This window comes from Cypionkella sp. (assembly GCF_028290025.1).
GTDB lineage: Bacteria > Pseudomonadota > Alphaproteobacteria > Rhodobacterales > Rhodobacteraceae > Cypionkella.
On the sequence record NZ_JAQGKQ010000051.1, the window covers coordinates 70,259 to 85,216 of the forward strand.

At 62.1% G+C, this 14,958-nt stretch carries 14 protein-coding genes and 1 riboswitch; of the genes, 9 read left to right on the forward strand and 5 right to left on the reverse strand.

The window, feature by feature from the left end; genetic code table 11:
• The first annotated feature begins 101 nt into the window (after positions 1–101).
• Positions 102–1,436, forward strand: a complete 1,335-nt coding sequence (gene gltX, locus JWS10_RS08065) for a glutamate--tRNA ligase (protein WP_299506174.1) — start codon at positions 102–104, stop codon at positions 1,434–1,436.
• Between the two features lie 59 nt (positions 1,437–1,495).
• Here gltX and JWS10_RS08070 read toward each other — a convergent pair whose 3' ends face one another.
• Genes JWS10_RS08070 through cobU form a run of 3 tightly spaced genes read right to left on the reverse strand, consistent with a single transcriptional unit; the run spans position 1,496 to position 3,758 of the window.
• Positions 1,496–2,251 carry an adenosylcobinamide-GDP ribazoletransferase gene (locus tag JWS10_RS08070; RefSeq protein ID WP_299506177.1) on the reverse strand — a complete coding sequence of 252 codons (756 nt, stop codon included), beginning with the start codon at positions 2,249–2,251 and terminating at the stop codon, positions 1,496–1,498.
• The gene (gene cobT / locus JWS10_RS08075) at positions 2,248–3,255 is read right to left on the reverse strand and encodes a nicotinate-nucleotide--dimethylbenzimidazole phosphoribosyltransferase (protein WP_299506180.1); all 1,008 of its coding nucleotides are present in this window, start codon (positions 3,253–3,255) and stop codon (positions 2,248–2,250) included. Before cobT ends, JWS10_RS08070 begins: the two co-directional genes overlap by 4 nt.
• Positions 3,252–3,758 carry a bifunctional adenosylcobinamide kinase/adenosylcobinamide-phosphate guanylyltransferase gene (gene cobU / locus JWS10_RS08080; protein WP_299506183.1) on the reverse strand — a complete coding sequence of 169 codons (507 nt, stop codon included), beginning with the start codon at positions 3,756–3,758 and terminating at the stop codon, positions 3,252–3,254. Before cobU ends, cobT begins: the two co-directional genes overlap by 4 nt.
• 67 nt (positions 3,759–3,825) lie before the next feature.
• Between cobU and JWS10_RS08085 the strand changes: the two genes are divergently transcribed.
• The 5 genes from JWS10_RS08085 to bluB are packed head-to-tail and all read left to right on the forward strand — an operon-like array spanning position 3,826 to position 7,845.
• Positions 3,826–4,461, forward strand: a complete 636-nt coding sequence (locus JWS10_RS08085) for a histidine phosphatase family protein (RefSeq protein ID WP_299506186.1) — start codon at positions 3,826–3,828, stop codon at positions 4,459–4,461.
• Positions 4,458–5,303 (forward strand): propanediol utilization protein, encoded by an 846-nt coding sequence (locus tag JWS10_RS08090; protein WP_299506189.1) that lies wholly within the window; start codon positions 4,458–4,460, stop codon positions 5,301–5,303. The genes JWS10_RS08085 and JWS10_RS08090 overlap by 4 nt, the downstream gene beginning before the upstream one ends.
• A complete protein-coding gene (gene cbiB, locus JWS10_RS08095) occupies positions 5,300–6,241 on the forward strand; it encodes an adenosylcobinamide-phosphate synthase CbiB (RefSeq protein WP_299506192.1) in 942 nt (313 codons plus the stop codon). Before JWS10_RS08090 ends, cbiB begins: the two co-directional genes overlap by 4 nt.
• A gap of 21 nt (positions 6,242–6,262) precedes the next feature.
• Complete coding sequence (cobD, locus tag JWS10_RS08100; protein ID WP_299506216.1) at positions 6,263–7,222, forward strand: threonine-phosphate decarboxylase CobD; 960 nt, start codon at positions 6,263–6,265, stop codon at positions 7,220–7,222.
• Positions 7,222–7,845: a 5,6-dimethylbenzimidazole synthase gene (gene bluB, locus JWS10_RS08105; RefSeq protein ID WP_299506195.1), complete on the forward strand. Its 624-nt coding sequence runs from the start codon at positions 7,222–7,224 to the stop codon at positions 7,843–7,845. The genes cobD and bluB overlap by 1 nt, the downstream gene beginning before the upstream one ends.
• Here bluB and JWS10_RS08110 read toward each other — a convergent pair.
• Both JWS10_RS08110 and cobO read right to left on the reverse strand, forming a co-directional pair.
• Complete coding sequence (locus tag JWS10_RS08110; RefSeq protein ID WP_299506198.1) at positions 7,842–9,287, reverse strand: cobyric acid synthase; 1,446 nt, start codon at positions 9,285–9,287, stop codon at positions 7,842–7,844. The two genes, bluB and JWS10_RS08110, sit on opposite strands and share 4 nt — an antisense overlap.
• Before the next feature lie 275 nt (positions 9,288–9,562).
• Positions 9,563–10,222 carry a cob(I)yrinic acid a,c-diamide adenosyltransferase gene (gene cobO / locus JWS10_RS08115; protein WP_299506200.1) on the reverse strand — a complete coding sequence of 220 codons (660 nt, stop codon included), beginning with the start codon at positions 10,220–10,222 and terminating at the stop codon, positions 9,563–9,565.
• 40 nt (positions 10,223–10,262) lie between these two features.
• Positions 10,263–10,464, forward strand: a riboswitch (cobalamin riboswitch).
• Between the two features lie 84 nt (positions 10,465–10,548).
• On the opposite strand from cobO, the gene JWS10_RS08120 reads away from it, so the two are divergent.
• The 3 genes from JWS10_RS08120 to cobN all read left to right on the forward strand — a co-directional run.
• Positions 10,549–10,914 (forward strand): DUF1636 domain-containing protein, encoded by a 366-nt coding sequence (locus JWS10_RS08120; protein WP_299506202.1) that lies wholly within the window; start codon positions 10,549–10,551, stop codon positions 10,912–10,914.
• Positions 10,907–11,941, forward strand: coding sequence for a cobalamin biosynthesis protein CobW (cobW, locus tag JWS10_RS08125; RefSeq protein WP_299506205.1), 1,035 nt, complete (start codon positions 10,907–10,909; stop codon positions 11,939–11,941). Before JWS10_RS08120 ends, cobW begins: the two co-directional genes overlap by 8 nt.
• 3 nt (positions 11,942–11,944) lie before the next feature.
• On the forward strand, positions 11,945–14,958 hold a 3,014-nt coding region (cobN, locus tag JWS10_RS08130; RefSeq protein ID WP_299506207.1), incomplete at its 3' end, for a cobaltochelatase subunit CobN.

Sequence of the window (14,958 nt, forward strand, 5' to 3'; positions counted from 1 at the left end):
CGGGCCTTGTCGTTGCGCGCTGCTGAGGCGAAACCTTTTCGGCGATAACTGGACAAGGCGCATGTCATATGACAGGGAATAACTGTCGCAGGAGAGCCCAAATGACCGATCGCCCTACCATCACCCGCTTTGCGCCGTCGCCCACCGGCTATATCCATGTCGGCAATTTGCGCACGGCGCTAATGAACTATCTGATTGCTGCCAAAGCTGGCGGTACGTTCATTCTGCGGTTGGACGATACCGATCAGGAACGCTCCAAGCAGGAATATGCCGATGGCATCAAAACCGATCTGGAGTGGTTGTGCCTGCATTGGGACCGGGTTGAGAAGCAATCTTCGCGGTTTGATCGCTACCGTGAGGCGGCAGATCAGTTGCGCAGCGTCGGTCGGTTCTATGAGTGTTTCGAGTCGCCGGTCGAGCTCGATTTGAAGCGCAAGAAGCAGCTGAACATGCACAAGCCGCCGGTTTATGACCGGGCTTCGTTGCATTTGACGGATGATGAAAAGGCCAAGGCGCGGGCCGAGGGGCGCGATGGCTATTGGCGTTTCATGCTGGATCAGCAGCGCATTGAATGGGCTGACGGTATTCTGGGGCCGATTTCGATTGATGCGGCGTCGGTGTCTGATCCGGTGCTGATCCGGGCGGATGGGCAGATCTTGTATACCTTCGCCTCGTCGGTCGATGACATTGACATGGGCGTCAGCTTTATCGTGCGCGGTGCCGATCATGTCACCAACACGGCGACACAAATCCAGATCATGCAAGCCATGGGTGGCACGCCACCGAATTTCGCGCACCACTCGCTGCTGACGGGTGCGGCTGGTGAGGAATTGTCGAAACGGCTCGGCACGCTTTCGTTGCGCGATTTGCGGGCGCGTGGGGTGGAGCCTATGGCACTGCTGTCGCTGATGGCGCGGCTCGGGTCGTCGAAGCCGGTTGAGCTGGCATCATCGATGCAAGATTTGATCGACGGCTTTGACATTGAAAGCTTTGGTGCCTCGCCGACCAAGTTTGACGCCGAAGATTTGTTCCCGCTGACCCGCGCCTATGTGCAAAGCCTGCCGTTGGTCAATGTCGCCGACAAGATCGCCGCGCTTGGCGTGCCTGCGGATAAGGCGGAGTTGTTCTGGAACGTCGCCAAGGCCAATATTACCATCCTCGCCGATCTTGAGGGCTGGTGGACGCTGTTCCGCGATGGTGCAACGCCGCTGGTTGATGACGAAGATCGCGAATTTGTGGCGCAGGCGTTTGAGATGCTGCCGGAAGGTCCTTGGACAACCGCGACTTGGGGTGAGTGGACCAACGCGGTGAAGGAAGCGACGGGGCGTAAGGGCAAGGCATTGTTCCGGCCATTGCGTCGCGCGGTGACGGGTTTGGATTCGGGGCCGGAAATGGCGGATGTGATGCCTTTGCTGCAGAAGCGGCCGACACTATAAGCGTTTCACATTGGCCTAAATACCTTGGGGCGCGGGGGCTAGCCCCCGGCCTTGGTAGGTTAACGCGCCAAAACCAGCCATCCTGCGATCTCAGCCAGTTGCTGCATCGCGCCTAGCACATCACCGCTCTGACCGCCGATTTGGCGTAGGGCAATGCGGGCGAAGGCGAGTTGGACGGCGATCTGCGCCAACAGCAGGTATAGCGCGGTTTGTGGGCCTAGTAGGATCGCGAGGGCCACGGCTGCGATAAGCAAGCCCGATACCGCGCAGATCAGACTGGTGCCAGCGGCGGATTTCCCCATGCCATCGGCGCGGGCGGCTGGCATCCAGAGCAGGGCGAAACCTAGTCCGGCGCGGCTGGAGATTGCCAGCGCAATGAGCGCGATCATCGCTAGGTTAGGGCTTTGCACGGCGAGCAAGGTTATTGCCTGCCAGCGCAGACCGAGCGACAGGATCAATGCCAAGCCGCCGTAGCTGCCGATCCGGCTGTCGCGCATGATTTCCAGCTTGCGGGCACGGTTGTGGCCTCCGCCGAAACCGTCGGCGACATCGGCTAGACCGTCTTCATGCAGGCCGCCTGTTGCCAGAACCGTGGTCGCGAGAGCCAATCCGGCGGCGAGTGTTGGGGCAATCCCAACCGCCAACGCTGCATATAAAATCGCAGCCGAAATGCTGCCAACCAGCGCGCCCGCAATCGGAAAAGCCCAGACCGCAGCGCCTATCGCGGGGGCTTCCAGCATCCGGCCCGCAGGCAGGCGCGTGAGCAGCATCACTGCCAGTTGCACCTCAGTTAGACGGGTGCGCAGGGGGGTCATGCCTTGGAAACCCCGGCCTCGCCGAAGGTTGCCATGCCGTTGTGACACTCCAACGCCGCGCGCACGATGCCTAGGGCGAGCGCGGCACCTGATCCTTCGCCCAAGCGCATATCGAAATCCAGCACGGCGCGTTTGTTGAGGGCGTTGAGGAGCTTGCGATGCCCCGGCTCGGCGCTGCAATGGCCGACGAGGCAATGATCGAGCAGGGCGGGGTCGGCGGCATAGAGCGCGGAAGCTGCCGCCGTGCAGATAAAGCCGTCGAGGATAACCGGAATACGCGCGGCGCGAGCGGCTAGAACTGCGCCGCAGATTGCGGCTTGTTCACGACCACCTAGTGCCGCGAGAACGCCCATCGCGGACAGGCCGTGGTGCCGCGCCAAACCTTTTTCGATCGCTGCGATCTTGCGTTTGATGCCGTCGCTGTCGGAACCTGTGCCAGCGCCAACCCAATCGGCAACCTTGCCACCAAACAGGGCCGAGGTCATCGCCGCGGCAACGGTTGAATTGCCGATGCCCATCTCGCCGAGGATCAGCACATCTGCTGTCACATCGACTGCATCCGCGCCGGTTTGCATCGCGGCCAAAGTCTCGGCCTCGGTCATCGCGGGGCCGGTGGTGAAATCGGCGGTCGGGCGATCCAGTTCCAAGGCGATCACCGACAGGTCGGCACCGTTGGCGCGGCAAAGCTGGTTGATGGCGGCGCCGCCCGCGTGAAAGTTGCCAACCATTTGTGCGGTGACCGCTTGCGGAAAGGGATTTACGCCTTGCGCGCAGATGCCGTGGTTTCCGGCGAAAATAATCGCTTGTGCCTTGGTTATGATCGGGCGGGCGGTGCCGCGCCACGCTGCCATGAAGCAGGCCAATTCCTCTAACCGCCCCAATGATCCCGGTGGTTTGGTCAGGCTGTTTTGCCGTGCAAGGGCTGCGTCGGCGGCTTTCGCATCGGCTTGCGGTAGGGTTGCGGCCAAACCAGCTATGGCGGAAAGTGCGGTCAGTTTCATCATTTCACCTTCATTGGCAGGCCAGATACGGCGAGGATAACCTCATCCGCCTCGGCTGCGATCCACTGGTTGAGCGTGCCCGCTGCATCGCGAAACGCGCGCGCAAGGGCGTTATCCGGCACGATGCCCATGCCGACTTCATTTGTCACAAACACCACCGGGCTGGTTTGCTGCGGCAGGATGGTTAACAATTCTTGCGCTGCCGCCTGCCAATCGTGATCGCCCAGCATCAGGTTGGTCAACCAAAGCGTCAGGCAATCGACCAGACGCGGGCCTTTGCCATTTGTCTCGCGAAGGGCTGCGACCAAATCCAGCGGCTCGGCATGGGTGATCCATTCTGGCCCACGGCGCGCCTGATGTTCGGCAATGCGGGCGCGCATCTCGTCGTCCCACGCCTGCGCAGTGGCGACGTAATGCGCAGGGCTTCCCATCCGCACAACCAAAGCTTCGGCGATCCGGCTTTTGCCAGAGCGCGCGCCGCCGGTGATCAGGATGGTTTTGTGCATGATGGCCCTTGCCCCCTGGCCGTTGTCAAAGCAGAAACGAGCCGAGCGCGAAAGGAGAAATACGACCGTGCCTGCAGATGCCCCGACAACCGTCCCGATGGCTTCATCGTCAGCCGCGCCCGCTGGCTTGCAGCAGGGTCAGACCGAGTTGCTGCTGATCCGTCACGCCCCGGCTTTGACTGAAGGGCGCATGGCCGGGCGGCGGGATGTAGCGGCGGATTGCAGCGATGCTTTGGCGTTTGCGGCCCTGCGCGGCGCGGTTGGAGCGGTGGATCATTGCCTGATCAGCCCGGCACTGCGCTGTGTCCAGACGGCGGCTACGCTTTGGCCCGAAGGGGAACGGCGGCAGGATTCCCGGTTGTGGGAGCAGAATTTTGGCGCATGGGAAGACGTCGCTTTCGCTGATCTGCCTGACCTCGGCACACTTTCCGGCGCGGAGTTGGCCGCGCATCAGCCGCCGGGTGGGGAAAGTTTTCTTGAGCTTTGCGCGCGGGTGACTCCGGCTTTGCATGAGGCCGTAGCTTTGGGTGGCAAGGTGGTGATCGTTGCGCACGCCGGGGTGATACGCGCAGCTTTGGGGCTGGCGTTGGGTGCGCCAGAACTCGGGCTGGTGTTTCAGGTGGCTCCGCTTTCGTTGACGACGATTATTGCGTTACCAGGCGGAATATTCTCGATCGCGGGCGTCAATCGGATGCGGCGATGATGCTGCAAGGCGTCCGGGTGGCGGGGCATTTTGGCGAGTTGCTGCAAGGGCGTTTGGGGGCGAATGGTCCGGTGGCACTAGTGACTTTGCCCTGCGCGGCGCTGACCGTGACGGCGCGGGGCTATGCTGGCGTCGGGTTATCGGTGCATGGCGCGGGGCAGCGGTTGCTGGTGCCTGCGCGGGCGCAAAAGTTGTTGGATTTGTTGGGGCTGCGTTTGCAGGGGCGGCTGGTTTTGCGGGCTACGATGCCTGCGGGTGGCGGGGCTGGGGCTTCGACAGCAACCTTGGTCGCGGTGGCAAAGCTTGCGGGATGGCAGGGGCCGCCAGATCTTTTGGCGCAAGCCTGCATTGCGGTGGAGGGTGCCTCTGATCCGTTGATGTTTGCAGCGGCAGAGACGCGGCTTTGGGCGTCGCGTCTTGGCGAAACTGTGGCGCATCTGCCAGCGCTGCCTGCATTTGAGGTGATCGGCGGGTTTTATGGCCCGATGAAGCGCACCGATCCGGCTGACGATAATTTTGCGGATATTGCCGACCTGATCCCCGCTTGGAGTGCGGCCTCGCAAGCGCGCAACTTGCCCGCATTGGCAGATATAGCCAGCACGTCGGCGCGTCGCTGCTTGCAGCTGCGAGATCAAACGGCGGTACAGGATCCGATCTGGTCGCTTGCGCCGCAGTTGGGTGCGCTGGGTTGTGTCATTGCCCATACCGGTGCGGCGCGCGGGCTGATCTTTGCGCCGGGACAGGTGCCAGCCGGGGCGCGGGGCTGCTTGCAACAAGCCGGGTTGCGCTGCGTGGTGCAGTTTAGGGCAGGTGGCGTTGGATCGGCGGGAGGATGGCGATGAGCTTTGCTGCGATGATGCTGGTGGCTGCGGCATTGGACGTCGCACTCGGCTGGCCCGCGCGTTTGTATGCGCTGATCGGCCATCCGGTGACGTGGATAGGGGCGCTGATCCGCTGGCTGGACATGGCGTTGAACGACGACGATGCGGGCGATTTTCCGCGCCGGATTGCCGGAGTTATCACCGCTGTCGTGGTGGTTGGTCTGGTCGCGGGCGTGGCTTTTGCGCTGCAATGGCTGCTGCCTGCGGGTTGGCTGGAGATCGTGATCGGTGGGGTTTTGGCTTGGCCGCTGTTGGCGTTACGCTCTATGTATAGCCATGTCGCGGATGTGGTTTATCCGTTGCAGAACAATGATTTGGCGCAGGCGCGCCATGCGGTTTCGATGATCGTCGGGCGCAATGCCGCCGTGCTGGATGAGGCTGGAGTGGCACGGGCGGCGATGGAAAGCTTGGCCGAGAACACCTCTGATGGCATCGTCGCACCGTTGTTCTGGGGGGCGTTGCTGGGGCTGCCGGGGATTGCAGCGTATAAGGCGATCAACACGCTGGATTCGATGATCGGCCACCGCACACCTCGGTTTGAGGCGTTTGGATGGGCCTCGGCGCGGATTGATGATGTGGTTAACCTGATCCCGGCGCGGTTGACTGGCGCGGTGTTTGCGCTGGTGTCGGCTGCCCCGCGCAAAGCCGTGGCGGTGATGTGGCGCGATGCTGGGCTGCACCGCTCACCCAACGCTGGTTGGCCCGAGGCTGCGATGGCGGCAGGGCTTGGGGTGCGGCTGTCTGGCCCACGGGTTTATGCAGATCGCGTGGCGGACGAGCCTTGGGTCAATGCAGGCGCACCGGATCCGACGCCGGTTGATCTGCAACGGGGACTTGCGCTTTATGTGCGGGCGATGTTTGTGCTGGCGGCGGTGCTGCTGGTTTTGGCGCTGATCTAAGGGGGGCAGATGCGCGATCATATCCGCGACCATGGGGGGAACATCGACGGTGCGATTGCCCGCTTTGGCGGCGAGAATTGGATTGATCTGTCCACCGGCATCAACCGTGTGCCGTATCCGATCCCGACTTTACGGCCTGAAGATTGGACGATGCTGCCAACCCAAACCGCCAAGCAAGCCCTGCTGGACGTGGCGGCTGCGGCGTATCGCTGTACCGCGCCGATGCTTGCGGTGGCAGGCGCACAAGCGGCCATTCAGATGATCCCGCGCTTGGGCAAGCCGGGGCGGGCTCGGGTGCTGGGGCCGACCTATAACGAACATGGCGCAAGTCTGCGCGCCGCTGGCTGGAAGGTCGAGCAGGTCAGCCAGTTTGGTCAACTTATCGGCGCGGACCTCGCGGTGGTGGTGAACCCGAACAACCCGGATGGCCGCTGTTTCGCGCCGGCTGATCTGCTGGTGCTGGCGGGGCAAGTTGGGCGCTTGGTGGTGGATGAAAGCTTTGCCGACGCGCAGCCGGAGCTTTCGTTGCTGCCCGAAGTGACCCCGCGCAATGTGCTGGTGCTGCGGTCGTTCGGCAAGTTCTATGGGCTGGCCGGGGTGCGTCTGGGCTTTGTGATCGGCTCTGCCGAAGACATAGCGGCGTTGGATGAGATGTCGGGTCCGTGGCCGGTCAGCGGTGCTGCGTTGCGGATCGGCACTGTGGCGCTGGCGGATGGGGCTTGGGCAAAGGCGACCGTTCGACGTCTGCGCGCGGAGGTTGATCAAGCCGATGCTCTGGCGGTTCAGGCGGGTTGGCAACTGGTTGGCGGCTGCGAATTGTTCCGCACCTATGAGACGCCCGATGCAGAAACCGCGCAAATTCGGCTAGCGAAGCGACAGATATGGAGCCGGATCTTTCCATATTCGAACCGCTGGCTGCGAATGGGTCTTCCCGGCAATTCCGACGAATGGACGCGTCTTACAAGCGTACTGGAGGGCTGATGCAATTCTCGCCCGAAGAATCCGCGACCCTGCTGAGCATCCTGCGCTGGCGTCGTGACGTGCGGCATTTCCGCACTGATCCGGTGGACGAGGCGACGTTAGAACGTCTGCGCGCAACGATGGATTGCGCGCCGTCGGTTGGCAATGCACGGCCTTGGCGGGTGATCCGTGTCGATGATCTGACCTTGCGCGAACGGGTGCGGGCGAATTTCAGGCGCTGCAATGCCGAGGCTGCGAAGCTTTACACTGGCGAGAAACATGCGGAATATCTTGCGCTGAAACTCGCGGGGCTAGAGGTTGCCCCGGTGCAACTCGCCGTGTTCAATGTCGGCAATCCTGATGCTGGGCACGGGCTTGGCCGCCAAACCTTGCCCGAGACTTTGCGGCAATCGACGGCGATGGCGATTCATACGCTGTGGCTTGCCGCGCGGGCTGAGAACCTTGGCCTCGGCATGGTGTCTATCCTTGAGCCGCATGATATTGAGGCGCTGTTGGGGGTTCCGGCAGGCTGGGAATTCGCCGCGTATCTCTGCCTCGGACACCCTGAATTCATGGACGACACGCCATTGTTGCACCGCACCGGCTGGCAGGAAAACAGCGAAACAGAGTGGCAGCAGCGTTAACGCGACAGTGCAAGCAAGGCGTCAACATCGACATGACGTTCCAGATGGGCTGCAAGCGCGTCCAGCACCGCATCCAGCCCCGCCGCATAGGCCAAGCCAGACGGAGCCGCACCGATCTGCCGCAAAAAACCGGCGCGGAAGGCATCATCGGCAAACATGCCGTGCAGATAACTGCCCATCACGCGGCCATTGGCGGAAGTCGCGCCCTCTGGTTGGCCATCGACAAAGGCAAACGGACGGTTGCGGTCGGGGCCATCGGTGCGGCCAATGTGAATCTCATAACCCTGCATCGCAAGGCCGGTTGCCGCGTGAATGGCTTGGGTCTGGGTGAGGCGTTTGTCTGGAGTCATAACGGTTTCTACTGCTAACGCGCCAAGCCCCAGCGTCTCTCCCGCGGGGCCTTCGATGCCTTCTGGGTCGCGCACAACCGCTCCAAGCATCTGATAACCGCCACAAATTCCCAAAACCTTGCCGCCACGCCGCAGATGCGCGGCCAGATCAACGTCCCAGCCCTGCGCGCGCAGATAGGCCAGATCGCCGCGCGTCGATTTGGAGCCCGGAATGATCACCAGATCGGTGTCGCCAGCAATCGCCTCACCCGCCCTCACCATCTGCAAGCTGACGCCGGGTTCCTGCGCGAGTGGGTCGAGATCGTCGAAATTGGCGATGCGAGACAGGGTCAGCGCGGCGATTTTGTAGCCGCCCACGCCGCCGCCCTTCGGCAAGTCGAGCGCATCCTCGGCTGGCAGCTTCGCGGCATCGGAGAAGAACGGCACCACACCAAAACCGCGCCATCCGGTGCGGGTCTCAGTCAAGCGATAGCCATCGTCGAACAACCTCGGATCGCCGCGAAACTTGTTGATCAGAAACCCCGCGATCATCGCATTGTCGGCCGCGTCCAGCACCGCCTGTGTGCCGACGATCTGCGCAATCACCCCGCCGCGATCAATGTCACCGGTCAGGATTACCGGGCAATCTGCCGCGCGCGCAAAGCCCATGTTGGCGATATCGCCCGAGCGCAGATTAACCTCTGCCGGGCTACCTGCACCCTCGACAATCACCAGATCATAGCGCGATTTCAAACGGTTGAAGCTGTCGAGCACCGGAGCCATCAGCGACGGCTTCAGCGCCGCATAATCGCGCGCCTTGACCGTCGCGATACGCTTGCCCTGCACGATAACTTGGCTTCCGGTCTCCGACTCGGGCTTGAGCAGCACTGGGTTCATGTCGGTGTGCGGTTCCAGCCCACAAGCCAAAGCCTGCAACGCCTGTGCGCGACCAATCTCGCCGCCATCGGCGGTAACAGCCGCGTTGTTCGACATGTTCTGAGGCTTGAACGGCGCGACTGACAACCCGCGCAGCTTTGCCGCACGACAAAGCCCCGCGACCAGCAGCGATTTGCCAACGTTAGAGCCTGCACCTTGGATCATCAGGGCTTTCACCGAGATCCTCCAACGGTGTCTTGGCGGAGATTGCAGAAGCCTCCGGCGGGGATATTTTTTGCCAAGATGAAAGCCGTATGTGGGCGCAGCACCTCGGGCCGATTTCTCGGGGGAGGCGCTGCGCTTTCACCTTGGACAGCCATCGGGGTCCCCCCCTGTGCCGCTCGATCAATCTGCCACAGGATAGTTAACACTTCGTTGCTTTCATCTTGGCATAAATATCCCGGGGGTTTGGGGGCTGGCCCCCAACGCGCGCGCTCAACAAGCACTTCGCCTCAAAACTCCACCCCCGGCTGCGCCTTGATGCCTGATCGGAACGGATGCTTGATCAGCGTCATCTCAGTGACCAGATCAGCCGCCTCAATCAACTCCGGCTTCGCGTTGCGCCCGGTCATCACAACATGGGTCAGCGGTGGTTTTTCGGCGGCGAGAAAGGCCAGCACCTCGGCGATGTCGAGATAATCGTAGCGCAGGGCGATGTTGATCTCATCCAGCAGCACCAGTCGGTTGCCGGGATCACGGATCAGCTCTTTTGCCTTCTCCCAACCCTTTGCGGCCATCGCTATATCGCGGACGCGATCTTGGGTTTCCCAGGTGAAGCCTTCGCCCATGGCGTGAAACTCGCAGAGGTCTGAGAAGTGGGTTTCGATAATCCGACGCTCGCCGGTGTCCCATGCGCCTTTGATGAACTGCACCACGGCGCAGGGCATCTCATGCGCGATGCAGCGCAGAATCATCCCAAAGCCGCTGGAGGATTTGCCTTTGCCTGCCCCGGTATGAACGATCAGCAGGCCCTTATCGCCCGCTTTGCCCGCCATGATCTTATCCCGGGCGGCCTTCTTCTTGGCCATCTTGCGCGCATGGCGGGCGTTTTCGTCGGCCAATGGGTCGGTATCGGCGATCGCTTCAATCACGGGCAGCTCTGGGTCGGCCATCGGGGGTTTTCCGTTGCTTGACAAGGGACGCGGTTGTGCCATGAGGTGGGCATGCGCTGGTTCCTGTTTATGACAGGCGAAGAGGGAATGCGAAAGGGGGCGACCCCAAAAGCTGCCGCCCCCGCGACCGTGACCGGAGAGGTTGCCTGATGCCACTGGAGCAATCCGGGAAGGTGGGCAGCCGTGGGGGAGTGCCCTCGTATCCGCAAGCCGGGAGACCTGCCAGTGCAAGACTGAACGGGCGAACGGGGTGTTTCGCAACCAGCAGGCAAGGCCCTTCGGCCGTGCCTTTCTGGCCATCCCATCGCTTTAATTTGGATGGGCCGATGACCGTAACGCTGCATGTTTGCACCACTTGTAAGGCCGCAGAGGCCGTGGCTGATGGTGAGCCTCTGCTTGGCGCGCGGCTGCATGCGGCTTTGTTGGCGGGCGAGGTGCCCGAAGGTCTGCGCATTGTCGGCGTTGCTTGTCTGTCGGCCTGCAATTCGGGTGCCGCCGTGGCGTTGTCGGCCCCCGGTCGCTGGTCTTATGTCTACGGCCGTCTGACCGAGGCCGATGCACCCGACATTCTGCTCGGTGCCGCCGCCTATCTGGATGCCCCCGATGGCATCGTGCCGTGGCGCGCGCGCCCGGCGATTTTCCGCAAGCAAAGCCTTGCCCGCATACCCCCTTTGGAGATTACCAATGTCTGACCTCGCAAAAATCCCCGTCACTGTGATTACCGGCTTTCTCGGCTCGGGGAAGACCACGCTGATCCGCCATCTGATGCAAAACCCGCAGGGCAAGCGTTTGGCGATCTTGGTGAACGAATTTGGCTCGGTCGGCGTCGATGGCGACATTCTGAAATCCTGTGCCGATGCGAATTGCCCGGTCGAGAATATCGTGGAACTCGCCAATGGCTGTATCTGCTGCACCGTGGCGGATGATTTCATTCCGACGATTGAGGCTTTGATGGCGCTGCCCATCCGGCCCGATCACATCATTATTGAGACTTCGGGGCTGGCTTTGCCAAAGCCTTTGTTGAAGGCGTTCGACTGGCCCGCGATCCGCTCAAAAATCACCGTTGATGGCGTGATCGCTTTGGCCGATGCCGAGGCTGTGGCCGCTGGTCAGTTTGCTCCGAATGTTGAGGCGGTGGATGCGCAGCGCGCGGCTGATCCGTCGTTGGACCATGAGACTCCGCTGTCGGAGGTGTTTGAAGATCAAATCGCCTGCGCAGATATTATTCTGATGACGAAAGCTGATCTCGCGGGTGAGGCTGGTTTGGCTGCGGCTCGGGCGGTAATCATGGCGGAAAGCCCGCGTCCGATTCCGATCCTGTCGATGAGTGAGGGTATCATTGATCCGGCTTTGATCCTTGGTCTGAACGCGAAAGCCGAGGATGATCTGGCGGCGCGTCCGTCGCACCATGACGGCCATGACGACCACGAGCATGACGATTTCGACACCGTGGTGATTGATCTGCAGGAAATCAGCGACGTTGATGCTTTGGTCACTGCGATCCAGCGTTTGGCCGAGGAACAGCACATCCTGCGCGTCAAAGGCTATGTTGCGGTTGCGGGCAAGCCGATGCGCTTGTTGGTGCAGGCTGTAGGGTCGCGGGTGCGGCATCAGTTTGACCGCCCGTGGGGAGCAAGCCCGCGTCAGGGTCAGCTTGTGGTGATCGCTGAGCATCACCACGTTGATCTGGCCGCCATCCATGCGGTTCTGGGGGCCTGAACCATGCATGTCGTCTTCCGCGAAAGCCATGGGCTGGAGGATACGCAAACTCCGTTCGATCTGGGTCAGACCCCGGCCGAACTGGTAGTTTTGTCGTTTTCCGACAGTGATTTGGGGGCTTTCGCGGCGGGCTGGCATCGGGCTAATCAAGGTGCTGCAAAACTGCCGAGCTTGCGCCTCGCCAATTTGGTGGCGCTGCAACACCCGATGTCGGTCGATACCTACGTTCAGCAGACCTTGATGGGCGTCAAAGGCATCCTTGTGCGCCTGATAGGTGGCGAGAATTACTGGCCCTACGGCTTGATGCAGTTGCAAGACCTCGCGCGCCGTCAGGGTATTGCCTTGGCGGTTCTGCCCGCGGATGGCCGGGAAGATAAGGCACTCGACGCCCATTCCACCCTGCCGATCAGCACTCTGCGGCGGTTGTCGGCTTTGTGTGATGCGGGGGGCGCTGTGGCGGCTCAAGCTGCATTGGCGCAGTTGGCGCTGGCGGCGGGGCTGTATGCTGGCCCAGTGATGGGGGACAAAACCGTCCCTGATTGTGGCTGGTATGATCCTGATATGGGCGTCATTTCGCAGCCAGAAGTCAGCGGCCCCAGCATCGCCGTGACCTTCTACCGCAGCTATGTTACCGCCGCCGACACCGACCCGGTGGATGCCCTTATCCGCGCCTTTCGCGCGCGTGGCCTTGCAGCCTACGGGCTGTTCGCGCCCTCGCTGAAAGCCTCCAGAGCCGATGATTTCCTGCGCTCGGCCCTTGCGCACCTAAACCCCGCCGCCATCGTTAACGCCACTGCCTTTTCGGCCCGAGGTACCGACGGGAGCACACCGCTAGATGATATTGGCTGCCCGGTGTTTCAGGTTGCGCTTTCGACTGCCCGCAAGCGCGACTGGAACGCGTCCGAGCGTGGTTTATCGCCTGCCGATCTTGCCATGCATGTGGTGCTGCCCGAGGTTGACGGTAGGATCTTTGCGGGTGTTGTCAGCTTCAAATCGCCGGGCAAGCGTGACCCCGATCTGCAATTCTCGCGCTTCGCTCACCGGGCCGATCCGGTGCGGGTGCAGGCGGTGGTGGAGCGTATCCTTGGCTGGCAGAACCTCGCCACCACGCCCGCCGTCCAGCGCAAACTGGCGGTGATCCTGTCAACTTATCCCGGCAGGCCAGATCAGATTGCCCATGCGGTTGGCCTTGATGCGCTGGCTTCAACCGAGGCGCTTACCGAGACTTTGGCCGCCGCAGGCTACGCCGTTCAGCCTTCCAATGACCTTGCCAAGGCCCTGACCACCGAAACTCTGACATGGCCGCTTGAGGCGTATAAAACCGCGCTCACCACTCTGCCAGAAGCCCTGCAAACCGCTTTGCAAGCTGCATGGGGTCAGCCCGAAACCGACCCCGCTGCGCAAGACGGCCAGTTTCATTTCGCAGCGACGCGTGCAGGCCACGCCCTGATCGCCCTGCAACCCGAGCGCGGCACCGTTCAGCACCGCGAGACCGACTACCACGACCTCGCCCGCACCCCGCGCCACGCTTATGTTGCGTTTTACCTCTGGCTGCGCGCCCAAAAACTGCACGCGCTGATCCATATCGGCGCGCATGGCACGCTGGAATGGCTGCCGGGGAAATCGGTGGCGCTGTCCAACGATTGCTGGCCGGAGGCACTGACGGGTGCGCTGCCGGTGATTTATCCGTTCATCGTTAACGACCCGGGCGAGGCTGCGCAAGCCAAGCGTCGCATCGGGGCGGTGACTTTGGGCCATGTGCCGCCACCGCTTGCGCAGAGTGCTACGCCGGAAAACCTGCTGCGGCTGGAGCGGCTGCTGGATGAATACTCCACCGCTGACGGGCTTGATCCGCAGCGGCGCAACCGTCTGATCGCCACCATCCGGGATGAGGCGCAAGCCTCGGGGGTTGAGGCTGATCTGGGCTTGGATGCCGCCGCCAGCCCTGCCGAGGCGATCACTCGGATTGACCGTTTTGTGTGTGATATCAAGGAAAGCCAATTCGGTGACGGCCTGCATATCTATGGCCAAGCGCGGGGTGAGACCGAGGGTCTGCTGACGGCGCTTTCGGGTCGCAGGGTGAACGCTGGCCCCTCTGGTAGCCCGTGGCGAGGTCGCACCGATGTGCTGCCAACCGGGCGCAACCTCTATTCCGTTGACCCGCGCGCGGTGCCTTCTCGTGCTGCTCATGCCCAAGGGGTGAAGCTGGCAGAGGAGCTTTTGCGCAGGCATTTGCAGGATAAAGGCGACTGGCCGAAGGGTCTGGTGATTGACCTGTGGGGCTCTGCCACGATGCGGACGGCGGGGGAAGAACTGGCGATGGCGCTGCATCTGGCGGGGCTTGCGCCGAAGTGGGATGAAGGGTCGGAACGGGTTTCCGGGTTTGAAATCCTGCCGCTGGCGCTGCTGGATCGCCCGCGCATCGACGTGACTTTGCGGGTGTCCGGGCTGTTTCGGGATGTGTTTGGCGGGCTTAGTCAGCTGTTCGATGCGGGGGCTGCTGCTTTGGCGCAGCGCGATGAAGCCGCAGACATGAATCCGTATATCAACGCTGGTCCTCGGGTGTTTGGCCCAAAACCGGGGCTTTATGGCATGGGGATGGAGCCTGCTTTGGAGGATTACTCCGCCCGAGGTCGCGCCGCAGCGGGTGAGGCTTGGTTATCCGGTTCCGATTGGACGGTCGATGCCAAGGGTCAAACCCAGCATAACCGCGCGGCGCTGGAAGATCGTTTGCGGGCCGCCGATGGCTATGCGCATGTGCAGGATTTGGTGGAAACCGATATCCTTTTGGCGCCGGATTATGCCTCGCATGAAGGCGGGTTTGCGGCGGCAATGGCTGCGATTGGAGCCGCTGAACCCGCGCTGTATCATATTGATGCCACTCGGCCCGATGCGCCGAAAGCCCGGCTTGTCGCCGAGGAAATCGGCCGCGTTGTGCGGGCTCGGGCGGCTAACCCCGATTGGGCGACTGGTATGATGCGGCATGGGTTTCGAGGGGCTGCCGAAGTTACGGCGAC

What these genes read in the sequence shown, in the direction of transcription:
- bluB (WP_299506195.1), top strand. Translation starts at nt 7,222, where the DNA reads ATGCAATTCTCGCCCGAAGAATCCGCGACCCTGCTGAGCATCCTGCGC.
- JWS10_RS08120 (WP_299506202.1), top strand. Translation starts at nt 10,549, where the DNA reads ATGACCGTAACGCTGCATGTTTGCACCACTTGTAAGGCCGCAGAGGCC.
- JWS10_RS08070 (WP_299506177.1), bottom strand. Translation starts at nt 2,251, where the DNA reads ATGACCCCCCTGCGCACCCGTCTAACTGAGGTGCAACTGGCAGTGATG.
- JWS10_RS08090 (WP_299506189.1), top strand. Translation starts at nt 4,458, where the DNA reads ATGATGCTGCAAGGCGTCCGGGTGGCGGGGCATTTTGGCGAGTTGCTG.
- cbiB (WP_299506192.1), top strand. Translation starts at nt 5,300, where the DNA reads ATGAGCTTTGCTGCGATGATGCTGGTGGCTGCGGCATTGGACGTCGCA.
- cobU (WP_299506183.1), bottom strand. Translation starts at nt 3,758, where the DNA reads ATGCACAAAACCATCCTGATCACCGGCGGCGCGCGCTCTGGCAAAAGC.
- cobW (WP_299506205.1), top strand. Translation starts at nt 10,907, where the DNA reads ATGTCTGACCTCGCAAAAATCCCCGTCACTGTGATTACCGGCTTTCTC.
- gltX (WP_299506174.1), top strand. Translation starts at nt 102, where the DNA reads ATGACCGATCGCCCTACCATCACCCGCTTTGCGCCGTCGCCCACCGGC.
- cobO (WP_299506200.1), bottom strand. Translation starts at nt 10,222, where the DNA reads ATGGCCGACCCAGAGCTGCCCGTGATTGAAGCGATCGCCGATACCGAC.
- cobT (WP_299506180.1), bottom strand. Translation starts at nt 3,255, where the DNA reads ATGATGAAACTGACCGCACTTTCCGCCATAGCTGGTTTGGCCGCAACC.